The organism is Pseudoxanthomonas sp. USHLN014 (assembly GCF_037153335.1).
Lineage (GTDB): Bacteria > Pseudomonadota > Gammaproteobacteria > Xanthomonadales > Xanthomonadaceae > Pseudoxanthomonas_A > Pseudoxanthomonas_A winnipegensis.
This window is the reverse complement of the sequence record NZ_JBBCKO010000003.1, coordinates 370,222-388,101: the sequence shown is the minus strand read 5'-3', so window position 1 is coordinate 388,101 and position 17,880 is coordinate 370,222. Positions and strand designations below refer to the sequence as shown.

At 72.0% G+C, this 17,880-nt stretch carries 13 protein-coding genes; 7 read left to right on the top strand and 6 right to left on the bottom strand.

All coding sequences use genetic code 11. The features are described 5' to 3' along the window. Positions 1-33: 33 nt before the first annotated feature. Entirely contained in the window at positions 34-1,824 is a 1,791-nt protein-coding gene (gene rhlB, locus WFQ05_RS08665; protein WP_337053477.1) for an ATP-dependent RNA helicase RhlB, read from the bottom strand. Between the two features lie 226 nt (positions 1,825-2,050). Here rhlB and trxA point away from each other — a divergent pair, with 226 nt between their 5' ends. Beyond that, entirely contained in the window at positions 2,051-2,392 is a 342-nt protein-coding gene (gene trxA / locus WFQ05_RS08660; RefSeq protein ID WP_337053476.1) for a thioredoxin TrxA, read from the top strand. Positions 2,393-2,611: 219 nt separating this feature from the next. Next, a complete protein-coding gene (gene rho, locus WFQ05_RS08655; RefSeq protein ID WP_337053475.1) occupies positions 2,612-4,393 on the top strand; it encodes a transcription termination factor Rho in 1,782 nt (593 codons plus the stop codon). Positions 4,394-5,227: 834 nt separating this feature from the next. On the opposite strand, the gene WFQ05_RS08650 is transcribed toward rho, so the two are convergent. Beyond that, positions 5,228-6,100 (bottom strand): energy transducer TonB, encoded by an 873-nt coding sequence (locus WFQ05_RS08650; RefSeq protein WP_337053474.1) that lies wholly within the window; start codon positions 6,098-6,100, stop codon positions 5,228-5,230. Positions 6,101-6,259: 159 nt separating this feature from the next. Here WFQ05_RS08650 and WFQ05_RS08645 point away from each other — a divergent pair, with 159 nt between their 5' ends. Next, positions 6,260-8,083 carry a monovalent cation:proton antiporter-2 (CPA2) family protein gene (locus WFQ05_RS08645; protein ID WP_337053473.1) on the top strand — a complete coding sequence of 608 codons (1,824 nt, stop codon included), beginning with the start codon at positions 6,260-6,262 and terminating at the stop codon, positions 8,081-8,083. 14 nt (positions 8,084-8,097) lie between these two features. On the opposite strand, the gene WFQ05_RS08640 is transcribed toward WFQ05_RS08645, so the two are convergent. Genes WFQ05_RS08640 through WFQ05_RS08630 form a run of 3 tightly spaced genes read right to left on the bottom strand, consistent with a single transcriptional unit; the run spans position 8,098 to position 12,128 of the window. Further along, entirely contained in the window at positions 8,098-8,454 is a 357-nt protein-coding gene (locus tag WFQ05_RS08640) for a tRNA-binding protein (RefSeq protein WP_337053472.1), read from the bottom strand. Between the two features lie 37 nt (positions 8,455-8,491). Beyond that, complete coding sequence (locus WFQ05_RS08635) at positions 8,492-11,875, bottom strand: ankyrin repeat domain-containing protein (protein ID WP_337053471.1); 3,384 nt, start codon at positions 11,873-11,875, stop codon at positions 8,492-8,494. Beyond that, positions 11,868-12,128 (bottom strand): YcgL domain-containing protein, encoded by a 261-nt coding sequence (locus tag WFQ05_RS08630; RefSeq protein WP_337053470.1) that lies wholly within the window; start codon positions 12,126-12,128, stop codon positions 11,868-11,870. Before WFQ05_RS08630 ends, WFQ05_RS08635 begins: the two co-directional genes overlap by 8 nt. Before the next feature lie 178 nt (positions 12,129-12,306). On the opposite strand from WFQ05_RS08630, the gene WFQ05_RS08625 reads away from it, so the two are divergent. Genes WFQ05_RS08625 through WFQ05_RS08610 form a run of 4 tightly spaced genes read left to right on the top strand, consistent with a single transcriptional unit; the run spans position 12,307 to position 16,716 of the window. Beyond that, positions 12,307-13,500: a beta-ketoacyl-[acyl-carrier-protein] synthase family protein gene (locus WFQ05_RS08625; RefSeq protein WP_337053572.1), complete on the top strand. Its 1,194-nt coding sequence runs from the start codon at positions 12,307-12,309 to the stop codon at positions 13,498-13,500. Beyond that, entirely contained in the window at positions 13,497-14,282 is a 786-nt protein-coding gene (locus tag WFQ05_RS08620; RefSeq protein WP_286575703.1) for a beta-ketoacyl synthase chain length factor, read from the top strand. The genes WFQ05_RS08625 and WFQ05_RS08620 overlap by 4 nt, the downstream gene beginning before the upstream one ends. Continuing rightward, positions 14,279-15,091 carry a glycosyltransferase family 2 protein gene (locus WFQ05_RS08615; protein ID WP_337053469.1) on the top strand — a complete coding sequence of 271 codons (813 nt, stop codon included), beginning with the start codon at positions 14,279-14,281 and terminating at the stop codon, positions 15,089-15,091. Before WFQ05_RS08620 ends, WFQ05_RS08615 begins: the two co-directional genes overlap by 4 nt. Before the next feature lie 2 nt (positions 15,092-15,093). Then, entirely contained in the window at positions 15,094-16,716 is a 1,623-nt protein-coding gene (locus WFQ05_RS08610) for a tryptophan 7-halogenase (RefSeq protein WP_337053468.1), read from the top strand. A 293-nt stretch (positions 16,717-17,009) separates the two neighbouring features. Here the strand turns inward: WFQ05_RS08610 and fabG are convergent, their stop codons facing one another. Continuing rightward, on the bottom strand, positions 17,010-17,756 hold the full coding sequence (gene fabG, locus WFQ05_RS08605) for a 3-oxoacyl-ACP reductase FabG (RefSeq protein ID WP_337053467.1): 747 nt from the start codon (positions 17,754-17,756) through the stop codon (positions 17,010-17,012). Between the last annotated feature and the right edge of the window lie 124 nt (positions 17,757-17,880).

Below are 17,880 nucleotides of genomic sequence, written 5' to 3'. Positions count from 1 at the left end.
GCTGCGCGCTGCTCCACCCGCGTTCCTCTCGCGTCAGCCGCCGACCAGCGACTTGATCTTGCGGCCCAGGCGGGTCAGGAACGAGTCGTTGCCGGCGGACGACGCGGCGGCCGGGGCCGGCTTGGCCTTGGCGACCGGCGCGGCGGCCGACGGCTCGGGCTTGGCGCGCGGCGCGCGCGGGCCAGCGGCAGCGTTGCCGGAGCCGGCCGAGGGCTGCGTCGCGCCTTCGGCGCCTTCGACCGGACGGCCGTGGCGGCGACGACGGCGCTTGCGCGGGCGCTTCTCGCCCTGCGGCGCGTTCGGATCGTGCGGCGCCTCGACGTCTGCGACAGCGGCAGGCACGGCGCTGGGCGCCTCGGCCAGCGGCGTGTCGGCGACCGGCGCAACGGCCGCCTCGCCTGCCACCGGCTCGCTGCGCGGACGGCGCGGCGGACGCGGGCCGCGGCTGCCGGCGCCATCGCGGGTGCCGGAGCGGCCGCCCTCACGCGGACCGCTGCGCCCACCGCCGCCGGAGCCGGAGCGCCCGCCACCGCGGCGCGCCTCGTCGGCGGCCTTCTGCTCGCGCGCCTCGCGGAAGATCGCGCTGACGCTCTCGGCTTCCTCGCCCTCCTCGCCCGGCGGCAGCGGCGCGCGCTCGGGGCGCGGCAGCGCGGTCAGCAGCTCGGCGGTGACCGGCTCGACCGGGATCTTCTGCTCGATGTAGGCCTCGATGTCCGGCAGGCTCATCGCATAGCGCTCGCAGGCGAAGCTGATCGCGTCGCCCTCGGCGCCCAGGCGCGCGGTGCGCCCGATGCGGTGCACGTAGTCCTCGGCGTCGAACGGCAGGTCGTAGTTGTAGACGTGGCTGACGCCGTCGATGTGCAGGCCGCGCGCGGCCACGTCGGTGGCGACCAGCAGCTCGAGCTGGCCGGCCTGGAAGCGCTTGAGCAGGGTCTCGCGCTTCTTCTGCGGCACATCGCCGGACAGCACGCCGACGCGGTAGCCGGCGCGCTCCAGCGCCCGGGCCACGCGCTCGACGAAGGCCTTGGTGTTGACGAACACCATGGTGCGCGCGCCCTCGCTGCGCGACAGCAGGCCCAGCAGCAGCGGGATCTTCTCGTCGTCGGCCGGCAGGTACATGCGCTGGCGCACGCGCGCGGCGGTGACCGTCTCGGCCTCGACGACCAGCTTCTCCGGCTCGTTCATGTGCTCGTAGGCCAGCTCCAGCACGCGGTGGCTGAGCGTGGCGCTGAACAGCAGCGTCTGGCGCGTGGTGCGCTCGGGCATGCGCCGCAGCAGGAAGCGGATGTCCTTGATGAAGCCCAGGTCGAACATGCGGTCGGCCTCGTCCATCACGCACACCTCGCAGGCATGCAGGGACACGACCTTGTGCTGCTTGACGTAGTCGATCAGGCGGCCCGGGGTGGCGATGATGATGTCCACGCCCTGCTGCAGCAGCTCGCGCTGCTTGTCGTAGTCCACCCCGCCGTAGACCAGCGCGAAGCGCAGGCCCAGCGACGAGCCGAACTTGACCGCGTCCTTGTGGATCTGGATGGCCAGCTCGCGGGTGGGCGCCATGATCAGCGCGCGCGGATCCTCGGGCTTGCGGTCGGCCAGGGCCGGCCGGGTCAGCAGGCGGTTCATCACCGCCACCAGGAAGGCCAGCGTCTTGCCGGTGCCGGTCTGGGCCTGGCCGGCCACGTCGCGCCCGGCCAGCGCCACCGGCAGGGTCAGCGCCTGGATCGGCGTGCAGCGGGAGAAACCGGCCGCTTCCAGCCCGGCCAGCAGGTCCGGATGCAGGGGAAAGGAGTTGAAGGTGACGTCGGTAAGAGGCTTGTCGCTCATGAATTCTCTTTACGCCGGGGCACGGGCCGACGGCGGGATGAAGGGGGCGGAGAAGTCCGCTTGCATCGCCGGCAACCCGGTCGCACACTGGCGCCCTCGATGCCGGGTGGCGCGGCCGCCCCCTAGAGCATGCAGGGCTTGATCGGGCCGCGAAACACCCCATTTTACCGCATCCGGCGGCCATCTTCCGGCCCCGCACCGCGAAACCTCCCACGGAGACCCCCTGATGAGCGACAAGGTGACCCACGTCGGCGACGCCGATTTCGACGCTGCCGTACTGCAGTCCGATGAACCCGTTCTGGTCGATTTCTGGGCCGAATGGTGCGGTCCGTGCAAGATGATCGCCCCGGTCCTGGACGAGCTGGCCAACGCCTACGAGGGCCGCCTGAAGGTGGTCAAGCTCAACGTCGACGACAACCGCGCCACGGCCATCAAGTACCACGTGCGCAACATCCCGCTGCTGCTGCTGTTCAAGGACGGCCAGGTCCAGTCCACCCAGGTCGGCGCCGTCGGCAAGGGTCAGCTGACCCAGATGATCGACAAGGCCATCGGCGCCCAGGCCGCCTGATGCCCCGCCCCGCGGCCTCCCGCGGGGCCTGAATCCGCTGCAAACCGACGCCGGGACGCGCTTGAAGCCGTTCCGGCGCGGTGTTAAGGTCAAGATATCCGGCGCTTGGGGTTCTCGCGCCGCACCCCTTCTGCAACACCACCCACCGTCACTCCAACAGCCGCCCGCGCCCTTTGTGCCGCCGGCAGGCTCGCAACCTCTTAAGCGAGGAATCGCCCTTTGTCCGACAGCAACGAAACCGGCGTCGCCACCGCCGAGAAGCGCGTGCGCAAGCCGCGCGTGAGCAAGACCCCCAAGCCCGACGCCATCGCCCAGCCCGACCTGGCCCTGGACAGCGCACCGCCTGCGCCCAGGCCCGCCCCGGCGCCGGAAGCCAGCGCGCGCGCCCCGTCGGCGCCGCCCGCCGCCCCGGCTGAAGCCAGCGCGCCGCGCAACGAAGGCGGCGGCGACGGCGCCCCGAGCGAGCCCCGGCAGGCCCCGCAGGGCCAGCAGAGCGGTGAGGCCAACGGCAACGGCCAGCACAACAATCCGCAGCGCTTCCAGAACAACAACCAGAACAATCAGAACAACCAGAACGGCCAGCAGCAGGGCCAGGGCAACAACCGCCGCGAGCGCTTCCGCAACCGCCGCGACCGCGAGCGGGGCCGCAACGACCGCTACAACGACGGTCTGCCGCAGGACGCCGCCAGCGAGACCTTCGTGCCGCGTCCGCACCCGCAGGTGCCCGAGGGCTTCCCGCAGTACTCGCTGAGCGATCTGAAGAAGATGCCGGCGCACAAGCTGATCGAGATCGCCGACCAGCTGCAGATCCAGGAAGGCGTGGCCCGCGCCCGCAAGCAGGACGTGATCTTCGCCCTGCTCAAGGTGCTGACCCGCCATGGCGAGGGCGTGGCCGCCGACGGCGTGCTGGAGATCCTGCCCGACGGCTTCGGCTTCCTGCGCGCGGCCGAGGCCAGCTACCTGGCCGGCCCGGACGACACCTACATCTCGCCCAGCCAGATCCGCCGCTTCAACCTGCGCACCGGCGACCACATCTCCGGACGCATCCGCTGGCCCAAGGACGGCGAGCGCTACTTCGCGCTGAACATCGTCGACACCATCAACGGCGAGCCGATCGAGGCCAGCAAGGGCAAGGTGCTGTTCGAGAACCTGACCCCGCTGTTCCCGCGCAAGCGCTTCCACCTGGAGCGCGGCAACGGTTCGTCCGAGGACATCGCCGGCCGCATCCTCGACCTGATGGCCCCGCAGGGCAAGGGCCAGCGCTCGCTGATCGTCTCCCCGCCCAAGGCGGGCAAGACGATGATGATGCAGCAGATCGCCACGGCCATCACCACCAACCATCCCGACGTGCACCTGATCGTGCTGCTGATCGACGAGCGTCCGGAAGAAGTGACCGAGATGCAGCGCACCGTGCGCGGCGAGGTCATCAGCTCGACCTTCGACGAGCCCGCCGCCCGCCACGTGCAGGTCGCCGAGATGGTGATCGAGCGCGCCAAGCGCCTGGTCGAGCACAAGAAGGACGTGGTGATCCTGCTCGACTCGATCACCCGCCTGGCCCGCGCCTACAACAACGTGGTGCCGTCCTCGGGCAAGGTGCTCACCGGCGGCGTGGACGCCAACGCCCTGCACCGCCCCAAGCGCTTCTTCGGCGCGGCGCGCAACGTGGAGGAAGGCGGCAGCCTGACCATCATCGCCACCGCCCTGGTCGACACCGGCAGCGCGATGGACAAGGTGATCTACGAAGAGTTCAAGGGCACCGGCAACTCGGAAATCCACCTGGATCGCCGCATCACCGAGAAGCGCGTCTACCCGGCCATCGCGGTCAACCTCTCCGGCACCCGCCGCGAGGACCTGCTGATCGAACCGGAGCTGCTGCAGAAGATCTGGATCCTGCGCAAGCTGCTGCACCCGATGGACGAAATCGCCGCGATGGAGTTCATGCTGGACAAGATGAAGAACACCAAGTCCAACGACGAGTTCTTCAGCTCGATGAAGCGCTGAACCGCGCTTCTCGCAGCCCAACGAAAAGCCCCGCATTGCGGGGCTTTTTGTTTTTCTCGCACCGATGTGCGGGAATGACTTCAGTGTGTGTGGTCGGTAAAGCCGGCTTCGGTGAGCAGCCTCGACCCGGCCGGGCGCGACTACTCGGCTCGGTCCGCCATCCCTGGCGGACTCGCCGCCGCGGGCCATCCTAAGGCCCGCTCTCCGCGCGCCCGCCCGGGTCGAGGCTCTGCGGCGAATGGATCAGGACTTCTTCCAATTCGAAAGCATCAAGCAGCGCTCTGCCCCCTCCCTTTCGCCGCAGGCGAAGGGGAGGGCCGGGGTGGGGTGCTTTTGCTTTTGCTCTTGCTTCTGTGGCTTGACCGGGAAAGCCCCGACCCCTCCCCATCCCTCCCCTGCGCCGCGCGCAAGGGAGGGGGCCTCAAGTCGATGCCCTCCCGTCACCGATCGCGCTCTGCACATGGGCGAGGGTCTCGAACACCGCGCAAACCGAAGCCTCGGACCTGACGCGCGAGGCAGCGGTCCGGCGGGCGGTGTCCGCGCCTAGCGAGGCAGGAAGCCGAGCGCCCGAGTCAGGGCAGGATGCCCTGATCGAGGGATAAGCGGACACCGTCCGCCGGACCGCTGCCCTTCCGAAGCCGCACCGCTCACCTGCAACGCAATCTCAGGATCCCGAGCAGAGCCGGTTCTTGGTGCTCCGAGCGAAAGTCCCTGGGTTCCCGCGTTCGCGGGAACGACGATAGGAGAATGTAAGGCGGGTAGATGACTCGCCTGAGGGGAAAGCAGACACCGCCCACCAGAGCGGTGCCCACACGACGCAGGAGCGCGCCCGCGCTAGCCCTGGCCGAGATCGGTGCGCAGGCGGATGGCGCCTTCGCCGACCGGGGCGAGCGTGCCGGACTGGGCGGCATCGACGTCCTGGGCGCGGGCCAGCTCGGGGCGCAGCCACGGCGCCGGCATGTGCGGACCGGGGATGTAGGGCTCCCAGGTGCCGTAGCCGGGACGCTGGCGCGCGAGCGAATAGTCGATCGGCACGCGCGAGGTCCAGCCGCCCTCGGGATGCTTGGGATCGTTGGCGGACGGCGTGAACTGCCAGGCCCGCGTGGCGGCGATGGCCGACTGCTCCAGCACCTTGCGCCAGCGCGCCATCTCGCGCCCGTTGGCCAGCACGCGCAGATTGGTCTGCTCGGCGAACGCCTGCTGGACCTTGCCGTCCGCGCCGACCTTGATCAGCAGAAAGACCGTGCCCGACACGTTGGACGCCGCGGCCACCGCCGGATAGGCCGGCGGCGGCATCTTCTGCTGCTTGAGCCAGGTCGCATCGACCTCCTCGTCCTGGTCGCCGGTGAAGGACGCGCTGCGGATGCTCAGCACGTAGTTGCCGTCCTCCCGCTTGTACGCGACCAGGCGGATGCGCATGCGCGAGCGCACCTCCGCCGGCTTGCCCTCGACCAGGATCGGCTCGAACTCCCAGCTCGGCACCGCACGGTCGATCAGCTGCGTCACATCGCCCGACAGCTTGTCCGGCCGATCGATCTGGAACGCCTTGACCTTGCCGTCGCTGGCGATGCGGATTTCGCCGGTGACGACGAGGCTGGATTCCAGCGTGTCCCTGACTTCGCCACGGGTCTGCGCGAACGCGGCATTCCCCACGGTCGCAAGCAGCGCACTGCACAAGAAGGCCGCGAGTCTGACGGTGATGCGCATGGTCGATCCCTGTCCACGATGAGGCGCCGAGCTTGCCGCCCCGGCGCAGCGGCGGCAAGTGCCGTTCGTCCCGCCGGCGCCATGACAGTGCAGCCCACGCGCGCGGCCGGTCCGACGCGCGCGGCGGCGCATAATGAAAGGGGCGCAAAGGGAGTTTCGATGAACGACGGCGGTCTGCAACTTGCGCTGGTGTTCCTGCTGGCCGGCGTGGTGGCCGTGCCGGTGTTCAAGCGCCTCGGGCTGGGCGCGGTGCTGGCCTATCTGGTCGCCGGCGCGCTGCTGGGCCCGCATGGCTTCGGCTTCGTGCGCGATGCCGAGCGCATCCTCAACGCCTCGGAAGTCGGCGTGGTCATGCTGCTGTTCGTGATCGGCCTGGAGCTCTCGCCCTCGCGGCTGAAGGTGATGCGCAAGCCGGTGTTCGGCACCGGCGGGCTGCAGGTGCTGCTGACCACGCTGGTGCTCGGCGCGCTGTGTCTGTGCCTGGGCCTGAGCTGGAAGAAGGCGCTGGTGATCGGCATGGGCCTGGCGCTGTCCTCCACCGCGGTCAGCCTGCAGCTGCTCGCCGAACGCAAGGCCCTGGCCACCGACTACGGCCGCACCGGCTTTGCGGTGCTGTTGTTCCAGGACCTGGCCGCGATCCCGCTGCTGGTGGCGATCCCGCTGCTGGGCGGGGCCAAGAACCAGACCCTGAGCTGGGCCACGGGCCTGGAGGCGATCGGCGCGATCGTGCTGGTGGCGCTGTTCGGCCGGCTGGCGCTGCGGCATCTGTTCCGCATCGTGGCGCGCACCCGGATGCCCGAGGTGTTCACGGCCAGCGCGCTGCTGGTGGTGCTGGGCACGGCCTGGCTGATGCAGCTGGCCGGGCTGAGCGCGGGCCTGGGCGCGTTCCTGGCCGGCGTGCTGCTGTCCGACTCCGAGTTCCGCCACGAGCTGGAATCGCAGATCGAGCCGTTCAAGAGCCTGCTGCTGGGCCTGTTCTTCATCGCCGTGGGCATGTCCATCGACATCGACCGCGTCCGCGCCGAGCCGCAGATCATCGCCGCCGGCGTGCTGACCCTGCTGCTGGTCAAGGCCGGCGTGCTGCTGGCGCTGGGCCGCTGGCAGGTACGCCTGAGCTGGCGCGCGGCGCTGAAGCTGGGCGCGGTGCTGTGGCTGGGCGGCGAGTTCGCCTTCGTGGTGTTCAACCAGGCCGCGCAGGCGGACCTGCTGAGCGGGCAGCAGCGCGACCGGCTGGTGGCGATGGTCGGCCTGTCGATGGCCGCCACACCGCTGCTGCTGATCGCGGCCAGCCGCTGGCTGGACCAGGCGCCGGCCGCGCCCAAGCGCGCCTTCGAGGAGGTCGAGGACCTGCAGCCGCGCGTGCTGATCGCCGGCATGGGCCGCTTCGGCCAGATCGTCGCGCGCCTGCTTACCGCCCAGCGCGTGTCCTTCGTCGCGCTCGAACACAGCGCCGAGCAGGTGGACACCCTGCGCCGCTTCGGCAATGCACGGCTGTTCTACGGCGATCCCACCCGGCCCGACCTGCTGCGCGCGGCCGGCGCGCAGCACTGCAAGGTGTTCGTGGTGGCCATGGACGATCCGGACACCAACATCCGCTGCACACGCCTGATCCGGCGCATGTATCCGGCCGCCACGGTGCTCAGCCGGGCGCGCAACCGCCAGCACGCCTGGCGGCTGATGGACCTGAGCGCCGAGCCCTTCCGCGAGACCTTCGGCTCCAGCCTGGAGATGGGCGAGCGCGTGCTGACCGCACTGGGCGTGGACGAGGAGGAAGCCGCGCGGCAGGCGCAGCGCTTCCGCGCGCACGACGAGAAGCTGCTGCGCGAGCAGTACCTGGTCTACGACGACGACGCGGCGCTGATCCAGACCGCGCGCGACGCGCGCCGCGACCTGGAAAAGCTGGTCGCCGCCGACACGGCGCCGCCCGCTACAGCGGACACGTCTGCGTCTGCGACGACGGACAAGCCGGCGGCCAGCGACTGAGGCCGCGTCAGCGCTCAGCCCAGGCGCGCGCCGTTGGGCACCGGGCGCTCCAGCGTGGTGATCACCACGCCCTCCTCGGTGTAGGCGCCGGTCAGCAGGAACTGCGACCGGAACGGGCCGATCTGCTTCTCGGGAAAGTTCAGCACCGCCACGATCTGTCTGCCGACCAGGTCCTCGGGCGCATACAGGCTGACGATCTGCGCGCTGGTCTTGCGCTGGCCGTAGGGGCCGAAGTCGGCCCAGACCTTGTAGGCCGGGCGGCGCGCCTCGGGAAAGGGCTCGACTTTCAGGATGGTGCCGGCCACCAGCAGCACCTTCTCGAAATCGGCCCAGGTGATGGGGGCGGAATCGGCGGCGGGCGCGTCGGACATCGGCGAGGATCCAGGGGAGGGAAGCGGTGCGCCGCCTTCAGCGCGGGTCGCGCAGGAAGCGCGCGATCGGCGCGCCGGCGCCGGGCACCACGGTCGGCGCCAGTTCGCCGGCCACATCGACGAAGCCGCGCATGATCGCGATATCGCGCGGGATGCGGTTCAGCGCATCGCGCTGGGCCGGGTCGGCGCCGGCGCGCAGCAGGCGCTGGACCACGCGCAGCAGGCCGTGCAGCGCGGCCAGGTGCAGCGGGCCGAAGCCGCGCGGATCGCGCACGTCGAGCGCGACGTTCTCGTCGAGCAGGCGCTCCAGGCCGGCCAGGATCACGTCCTCGTCGCAGGCGGTGCCCGGCTCGGCGCGCGCGCCCAGCAACAGCAGCAGCGGGGTGACCGTGCCGCCGTCGGGCCCGTCGGGCTGCGCGCCGGCCAGCAGCAAGGTGTCCAGCAGCGCCAGCAGGCGCGGCCGGTCGCGGGCGATGAAGCCGAACAGCCCGGCGCAGTGCAGCGCGGTCAGGCCCTGCGCATCGACCGCGTGCACGTCGGCCCCGGCGGTGAGCAGGCGCGCGGCGACATCGGGCAGGCCCAGCGCGGCGGCCAGCATCAGCACGCTGACCTCGCCGGGCAGGCGATATTCGATGCTGGCGCCGGTATCGAGCAGGGCGCCGACGATCGCGGTCTGGCGCATGCTCACCGCCGCCGACAGCGGCGTGGCGCCGGTGCGCGCGGGGCGCTGCGGATCGGCACCGCGCGCCAGCAGCAGGTCGACCACCGCGCCGTGGCCGCCGCCGGCCGCGCGCAGCAGCGCGCTGCAGCCCTGTGCATCCTGCGCGTCCACGTCGAAGCCCAGGTCGAGCAGGCGGCGCACCGCATCGGCATCGCCGGCCTTGGCCGCGGCCGGCAGGTCGGCCGGCTGCAGCGCGCGGCGCGGCAGCGGCCAGACGCGCCAGTCCAGCCAGTCGGCCAGGTCGCGGCGGCCGGCCGACAGGGCCACGCCCAGCGGGGTCTGGCCGTCGGCGGCGCGCGCGTCGGGCGAGGCTCCGGCCGCGATCAGGCGCCGGACCATCGCCACATTGCCCAGCGCGGTCGCCAGGTGCAGGGCCGACATGCCGCGCGCGTCGCGGGCCTCGCGATCCACGCCGAGGGCGAGCAAGGCCTCGACCAGCGCCGGCCAGTCCAGCCGCACGGCCAGGGGCAGCGCGCGGTCGCCGCCGGGCGCGGGGGCGAAGGGATCGGCGCCGCGGGCCAACAGCTCCAGCGCCATTGCGGCCACCTCCGGCCGGGTGCGCGCATCGGAGGCGAGGCAGGCGGCTAGGAAGCGCGCCAGCCCGGCGCTGCCGGCGGGCGACAGGCCGGCGTCGAGCAGGACACGGAGCACCGGCAGCGCCGCCGGCCCGCGCGCCATCGCCGCCAGCAGCGGCAGGTCGCCGCGCACGTCGGGCTGTTCGCCCGAGGCGCCGTGGCGCAGCAGCCAGGCCACCGCATCGGCCTGCGCCTGCAGGGCCGGTGCATGCAGCAGGCTGCCCAGTTCCTGCGGCGAACACAGCCGGACCAACGCGTCCAGGCCGCGCCGTTCGCCGCGCTCCAGCGCTTCGCGCAGCAGGCCCAGCGGCGCCTGGTCCGGCGGCGGGGCGTGGGTGTCGGCCGCCGAGACGGCGGTGGGCAACGGGTAGTCGGGATCGAGTTGGGAGACCAGGGCCCAGCGCCCGGCCGCCGCGGCCAGGTCGGCGGCGCGGTGGCCGGCCAGGTCGCGCCGTTCGGGGTCCACGCCCAGCTCCAGCAGGCGCCTGACCACCGCCGGCACGACCTGCTCGGCGGTGCTGGCCAGCAGCAGCGCGTTGCGACCGCGGGCATCCACCGCGGCCAGGTCGGCGCCGGCGGCGGCCAGGGTGTCCAGCGCGGCGACCCGGCCGCTGCGCGCGGCCTCCAGCCACGGCGTGGCGCCGGCCTCGTCGCGCGCATCGACGCTGGCGCCGGCCGCGAGCAGCGCGGCCAGGATCTCGGCATGGCCGGCCAGGGCGGCCTCGTGCAGGGCGCTGCGGCCGTGCGCGCCGCGCGCGTCGACCTTGGCCTTGTGCTTGAGCAGCAGCTGCACGCCGGCCGCGTCGTCTTCCTCGGTGGCGGCGGCGGCCAGCAGCACCGGCTGCCCGCCGGCGGGTTCGGGGCGGGCACCGCGTTCGAGCAGGAACTTGGCCAGGCGCCAGTTGCCGGCGACGCAGGCGATGCCCAGCGGGGTGATGCCGTCGTGGTTCAGGGCGTCCAGTTCGGCGGCGGCGTCGCGCAGCAGCGCGGCCACGCCGGGGTCGGAACTGCGCGCGGCGTGGTGCAGGGCGGTGTTGCCTTCGCGGTCGGCCTGGCGCGGATCGGCGCCGTTGGTCAACAGCGTGGTGACCGCGTCGGGGCGCCCGTGCCAGCTGTCGCGGGTCGCCGCCAGCAGCGGGGTCATGCCGGCGTGGGCCTGGTTGAGGTCGATGCCCTTGGCGATCAGGGTGCGCAGCAGGCGCAGGTCGGGCAGCACCGCGGCCAGCACGGCCAGGCTGCGCTGGTCGCGCGCGTCCGGCGGCGGCAGGGCGCGCGGGTTGGCGCCGGCCTCGATCAGCTCCAGCGCGCGCTCGACCCGGCCGCTGCGCGCGGCCTCGTACAGCGCCGCCTCCTGGGCCGGACCCGCCGCGGCGGGTGCCGGCGTGGCGCGCGGCGCGGCGGCCGGTGCCGGGGCGGCCGTGGGGCGCGCGGCAGGCGCCGGCGCCGGGGCGAAGGACGGCGGCGTCTTCTGCGCCGGCCGGGCGGCGGGCTTGGCCGGCATGTCCAGCACCGGCAGGCCACCGGCACGGGTGGCACGCTGCAGGCCGGCATGCAGCAGCGGCAGGGCCAGCGCGTAGACGATCGCGCCGGCCGCGCGCAGGGTGCTGGGCCACAGCGCCGGCCAGGCCAGGCTCAGCCCGCCGCCGATAGCCAGGGCCACGGCCGCGGCCACGCCCAGCCCGCGCCAGTCGCCGACGTCGCGGTCGGCCATCGCCCGCCACTGGCGCGACAGCGCGCCGCCCTCGCGTTCGACCGCCAGCCACAGCGGCCAGGCCCGCCACACGCCGATCAGGGAGACGCCGACCACCGCACTCAGGCCCAGCGCCGCGCCCAGCGACCCGCCGCTGCGCAGCGCCTGCAGCGGCCAGGCCAGCAGCGCGGCCGCGAGGGCGAAGCCCGCGCCCCACACCGCCAGCAGCGGCAGCAGATCGCGCTTGAGGAAGTCGCGCCGCGCCGGTGCGCGCGTGCGCGCCTGCCAGGACACCGCCAGGGCCAGCGCCGGCTGGGCCAGCAGCGCGCCCACCGCGGCAACCGGTCCGCCGAAGAAGGTCAGTGCGGCCAGGGCAAGGCCGGCGAGCAGCGCCACCAGCGCCGCACGGATCGGCGGACGGACAGGGTCAGGCATCGGGCATCGGATCCTGGATCGCCGCCAACGGCGGGAACTGCAGGTGGAAGCCCTGGCTGGCCAGGTTCTGCCGCACCACCGCGATGTCCTCGCGCGCCAGCTTGCGCTCGGGAGTCAGGGTCACTTCCAGCACGAAGGCCAGCTCGCCCAGCTGGGCGCGCACCGGCTCGGGCAGACGGGCGAAGTCGTCGCGCGCTGCCAGGTACAGGTACGTGTCGGCCTTGCGCAGGCTCTTGTAGACGAACGCATGCATCCGGTTGCGCGCGAATCCGATTGATCAGGAAAGTCGCAACGATTGTGCGGCAAAGCCCGCAGTGGCGAAACCCGAACCTGAAACGCCACCTGCGCGTGCACACGGTCACGCCGAGGCCGCTGGCTATACTCGAACGCCATCGACTGACACAAAGCTCTGGATGCCGTCCCCGTCCCGCATGACGCCCCTGGCGATCACGGCCTACACCGCCACCACCGCCCTGGGCCATGGCCGCCAAGCGCAGGCGCAAGGCCTGGAAGCGCGCCGCAGCGGCCTGCGGCGCAACGACTTCGGTCCGACGCCGCGCCTGGACTGCTGGATCGGCCGCGTCGACGGCGTCGAGGACGTCGTGCTGCCGCCTGAACTGGCGCAGTGGGACTGCCGCAACAACCGCCTGGCCTGGCTCGCCCTGGGCCAGGACGGCGTGCTCGACGCGGTGCAGGCCGCGGCAGGCCGCTACGGTGCGGCACGCGTGGCGGTGGTGATCGGCACCTCGACCTCCAGCATCGGCGCCAGCGAGGAGGCCTACACCCGCCTGGAGCAGGATGCCGAAGGCGAGCGCTTCCCCGACGACCTGGCGCGCCCGATCGTGCACACGCCGCACTCGCTGGGCGACTTCGTCCAGCACGCCACCGGCCTGGCCGGGCCCTGCGTGACCGTGGCCACGGCGTGTTCGTCGAGCGCCAAGGTCTTCGCCCAGGCCGCGCGGCTGATCCAGGCCGGGCTGGTCGATGCGGCGCTGGTGGGCGGCGTGGACACGCTGTGCGGCAGCGTGCTGTACGGCTTCAACGCCCTGCAGCTGGTGTCGAAGAATCCGTGCATGCCTTTCGATGCCCACCGCGACGGGCTGTCGCTGGGCGAGGCCGGCGGCTTCGCCCTGATTGAACGCGCGGACCAGGCGCAGGCCGGCCTGCAGCTGCGCGGCTACGGCGAATCCAGCGATGCCCACCACATGTCCGCCCCGCATCCGGAAGGCCTGGGCGCGCAGCTGGCGATGGCCGATGCGCTGGCCCGCGCCGGCATCGAGCCCGCGCAACTGGACTATCTGAACCTGCACGGCACCTCCACGCCGGCCAACGACACGGTCGAGGCGATCGCGGTGGCCAAGCTGTTCCCCGATGGGCTGCACGCGGCCTCGACCAAGGCCTGGACCGGGCACACGCTGGGCGCGGCGGGCATCGTCGAGTCGGTGTTCGCGCTGATCGCGCTGGACACCGGCTATCTCCCCGGCACCCTCAACGCCCACACGCCCGATCCGGCGTGCGGTCCCCAGATCCGTTTCGCGCCCGAGCGGCGCCCGGTGCAGTACGCCATGAACAACTCCTTCGGCTTCGGCGGCAACAACTGCGCGCTGGTCTTCGGCCGCGCATGAGCGCCCCGGTCCTGAATGCCCGCGTGGCCGGCATCGGCTTCTGGTGCCGCGGCCTGCCGTCCTGGGACGCCGCGCAGGGCTATGCCCGCGGCGGCGCGCTGCCGCCCGACGCGCCGGCCAAGCCGGCCCCGCAGCTGCTCGCGCCCAACGAACGCCGCCGCGCCCCGGAGACGGTGGCCGTGGCCCTGGAAGTGGCGCTGGCCGCGTGCCAGGCCGCCGGCCGCGACCCGTCCGCCCTGCCCTCGGTGTTCACCTCGACCCATGGCGACCTGGCGATCACCGACTACATGTGCCGCCAGCTGGCCAGCGACCCGACCGGCATCTCGCCGATCCGCTTCCACAACTCGGTGCACAACGCCGCGGCCGGCTACTGGACCATCGGCGCCGGCACGCATGCGCCGGCCACCGCGATCAGCGCCTTCCACGGCAGCTTCGCCCAGGGCCTGCTCGAAGCGCTGACCCAGCTGGCCACCGGCACGCCGGAGGTGCTGCTGGTGGGCTACGACAGCCAGTCGGTGGGGCCGCTGGGGCGCATCTCGCACAGCCAGGGGCTGCTGGGGGCGGCCCTGGTGCTCAGTGCGCAGGGCGAAGGCCTCGCCCTGCGCGCCGCCCTGGGCACCGGCGGCGCCGACCGCGCGCCGGCCGGCCCGCTGGAAACCCTCGCCGCCGGCAACGCGATGGCACCGATGCTGCCGCTGTTCGACGCCCTGGCCCAGGGGGCCGCGCACTGTCACCTCGACGCCGGCCACGGCGCGGTGCTGCAGGTGGAGATCGTGCGATGAGCGCGCTGACCATGGACGACGTGGCGGTGGTGATCCCCGCGCTCAACGAACGACTGCGCATCCGCGAAGTGGTCGAGGACGCGCTGACGGTGTGCCCGCGGGTGATCGTGGTCGATGACGGCTCCGACGATGGCACCAGCGACTGCCTGGACGGCCTGCCGGTGACGCTGATCCGCCATCCGCAGCGCCTGGGCAAGGGCGCGGCGCTGCGCAGTGGCTTCGCCGAAGCCGCGCGCCAGGGCGCGCAGGGCGTGCTGACCATGGACGGCGACGGCCAGCACCGGGCGAGCGACTTCCCGCGCATGCTCGAGGCGGCCAATGCCTACCCCGGCTGGGTGGTCAACGGCGCACGCCTGCGCAAGCGCGCCAGCCAGCCGATCATCCGCCGCATCGGCAACGACTTCGGCGACTGGGGCATCGCCTGGGGCTGCGGCTTCCGCCTGCTCGACACGCAGAGCGGCCAGCGTTTCTATCCGCGCAGCGTGTTCACGCTGGACGGGGTGGAAGGCGAAGGCTTCGTGTTCGAGGCGCAGATGCTGATCAGCGCCGCGCGCCGCGCCGGCGCGCGCGTGGTGTCGGTGCCGATCGAGACGCGCTACGCCGGCACCGAGCCGGGCACCTTCCGCAAGAGCCATTTCCGCCTGGTGCGCGACCTGTGCAGGATCACCACGCACGTGGTCGGCCAGGTGCTGCGCCATGGCCGGCTGCTGTCGGTCTATCGCGGCATCCGCGCCACCCGCCCGGTCATCCACGACCCACACGGCGAGTTTGCTAGGGTGCCGGCTCCCTCCCCGGCGGCGGACGCCTGAAGATGAATGCGCGGACCGATGTGGCCATCCTCGGCGGCGGCCTGGCTGGACTGACCCTGGCCCTGCAGCTCAAGGCGCGCGACCCGGCCCTGGCCATCAGCGTGATCGAGCGCCGCGCCCATCCGGTGCGCGAAGGCGCGTTCAAGGTGGGCGAGTCGACCGTGGAGATCGGCGCGCACTATTTCAGCGACGTGCTCGGCCTGCGCGCGCACCTGGATGCCGAGCATCTGCGCAAGTTCGGCTTCCGCTTCTTCTTCTCCGAGGGCCAGTGGCGGATCGACCAGTGCACCGAACTGGGCGTGAGCCAGCTGCTGCCCACCCCGTCCTGGCAGATCGACCGCGGCCGCTTCGAGAACTTCCTCGGCGAGCGCGCGCGTGCGCTGGGCGTGGACTTTATCGATGGCGCCAGCGTGCGCGGCGTGGACCTGGCCTCCGGTGAGGCCGATCACGGCGTGCGCTTCGAACGCGACGGCGCGGCGGCCACGCTGGACGCGCGCTGGGTGGTCGATGCCAGCGGCCGCGCCGGCCTGCTCAAGCGCAAGCTCGGCCTGGCCCAGCCCAATGCGCACCATGCCAATGCGGTGTGGTGGCGCGTGGAAGGCTTCATCGATCCCAACGACTGGTCCGACGATCCGGCCTGGCTGGCGCGCTGCACGCCGCCGGACCGCTGGCGCTCGACCAACCACATGTGCGGACCGGGCTACTGGTTCTGGCTGATCCCGCTGTCCTGCGGCGCGCATTCGCTGGGCATCGTCTGCGATGCCGACGCGCATCCGCTGGAGACGATGAACACCCACGCCAAGGCGATGGACTGGCTGCGCGCGCACCAGCCGCGCGTGGCCGCCGCGCTGGAGCGGCCCGAGCATGCGCTGATGGACTTCATGTTCCTGCGCGACTTCTCCTACGGCTGCAAGCAGGTGTTCTCCGGCGACCGCTGGGCGCTGACCGGCGAGGCCGGGGTGTTCCTGGACCCGTTCTATTCGCCGGGCAGCGACTTCATCGCCATCACCAACGGCTACATCACCGACCTGGTCGCGCGCGATCGCGCCGGAGAAGGGATCGCACCGTACGCGGGCATCTACAACCAGCTCTACAGCGGCTTCTACGAGAACACGCTGACCCTCTACCAGGGCCAGTACCCGCTGTTCGGCGATGCGCAGGTGATGCCGGTCAAGGTGATCTGGGACTACACCTACTACTGGTCGCTGCTGGCGCCGCTGTACTTCGCCGGACGGCTGACCGATGTGCCGTTGCTGGGGCGGCTGCGGCCGCTGTTCCAGCGCGGACGCGCGCTCAATCTGGCCGTGCAGGCCTTGCTGGCCGAATGGGGCCGGCGCAATGCGCCCCACCCTGCCCCGCTGACCGATGGGCGCCTGCTGGACCAGTACGCGATCGACTGGTTCTTCGAACTCAATCGCGCCTTGAACGACACGCTCGATTCCGACGCCCTGGCCGCACGCCTGGCGTCCAACGTCGCACGCATGGAATGGCTGGCCGGCGAGATCCTGGCCCGCGCCAATGCGGCGCATGTTGACCTCGACGACCATGGCCTGGCGGCCTTGCTGGCTGGCACCGCGCCGCCCATCGCGTCGCTGGAGCCCGCCTGGTACGCCGAAGCGGCATAGGCCCGATGTGGGTTGTGGGTGTGCTGGGTGGTAGCCGTCCTTGTGGCCTTTTCGGCCAATGGCGGCGATGGGGCTTTACCGGTAGAGCCCTATCGCCGCCATGGCGGCTCCCACCTGTAGAGCGGAGCTTGCTCCGCTAGGCCTTTCCGATGATCCGGTCGGAACGCAGCGGAGCAAGCTCCGCTCTACAAGGGGCCGCGGCGTGATCCGAGAGACAGTTGCTCCCACAAAAGCGGAACGCTTCGCCCTCCTGTTTGCCCTGCTTGAGGCCGAGCGCCTATCGGCGGCCCTTCCTACGCCATCCCGCCATTGACACCGATCACCTGGCCGTTGATGTAGCCGGCGGCGTCCGAGCAGAGAAAGGCCACCAGCGCAGCGACTTCCTCAGGCTTGCCGGCGCGGGCGGCCGGGACCAGTTGCTTGATCGCCTCGGGCGGGAACTGCGCGCCGATCATCGCGCCCTCGATCACGCCGGGCGCCACCACGTTGGCGGTGATGCCGCGGCTGGCCATCTCGCGGGCCAGCGACTTGGTGGCGCCATGCAGGGCCGACTTGGCCGCGGCGTAGTTGACCTGGCCGCGGTTGCCGATCACCGCCGCGACCGAAGACACGCTCACCACCCGGCCCCAGCGCGTGCGCGCCATCGGCAGCAGCAGGGGCTGGGTGACGTGGAAGAAGCCGTGCAGCGAGACATCGATGACGCGATGCCACTGCTGCGCGCTCATGCCGGCCATCGGCGCGTCGTCATGGATGCCGGCGTTGTTGACCACCACCTGCACCGGGCCGGCTTCCAGCAGGGTGGCGATGGCGGCCGCGCAGGCATCGGCGTCGGCCAGGTCGAAGGCCACGGCCTGCGCGCGTCCGCCGGATTCGGCGATGCGTTGCGCCACGGCCTGGGCGCGCGCCAGGTTGCCGTTGGCATGCACGATCACCTCGAAGCCCGCCGCGCCCAGCGCGGTGCAGATCGCCCCGCCCAGGTCGCCACTGCCGCCGGTCACCAGCGCGCGCCGCGCCGGCGTTGAAGTCGTCGATGAAGTCATGGGTGCATGGTAGCAATGCGCTGCATGCGGTCTGGGGGGAGTAACTGTCTCTTCACACCACGTCGCGGCCTCCTTGTAGAGCTTTGGGAGTCTGTTGCTTCTCCCAAGGCCACCGCCCCACCCC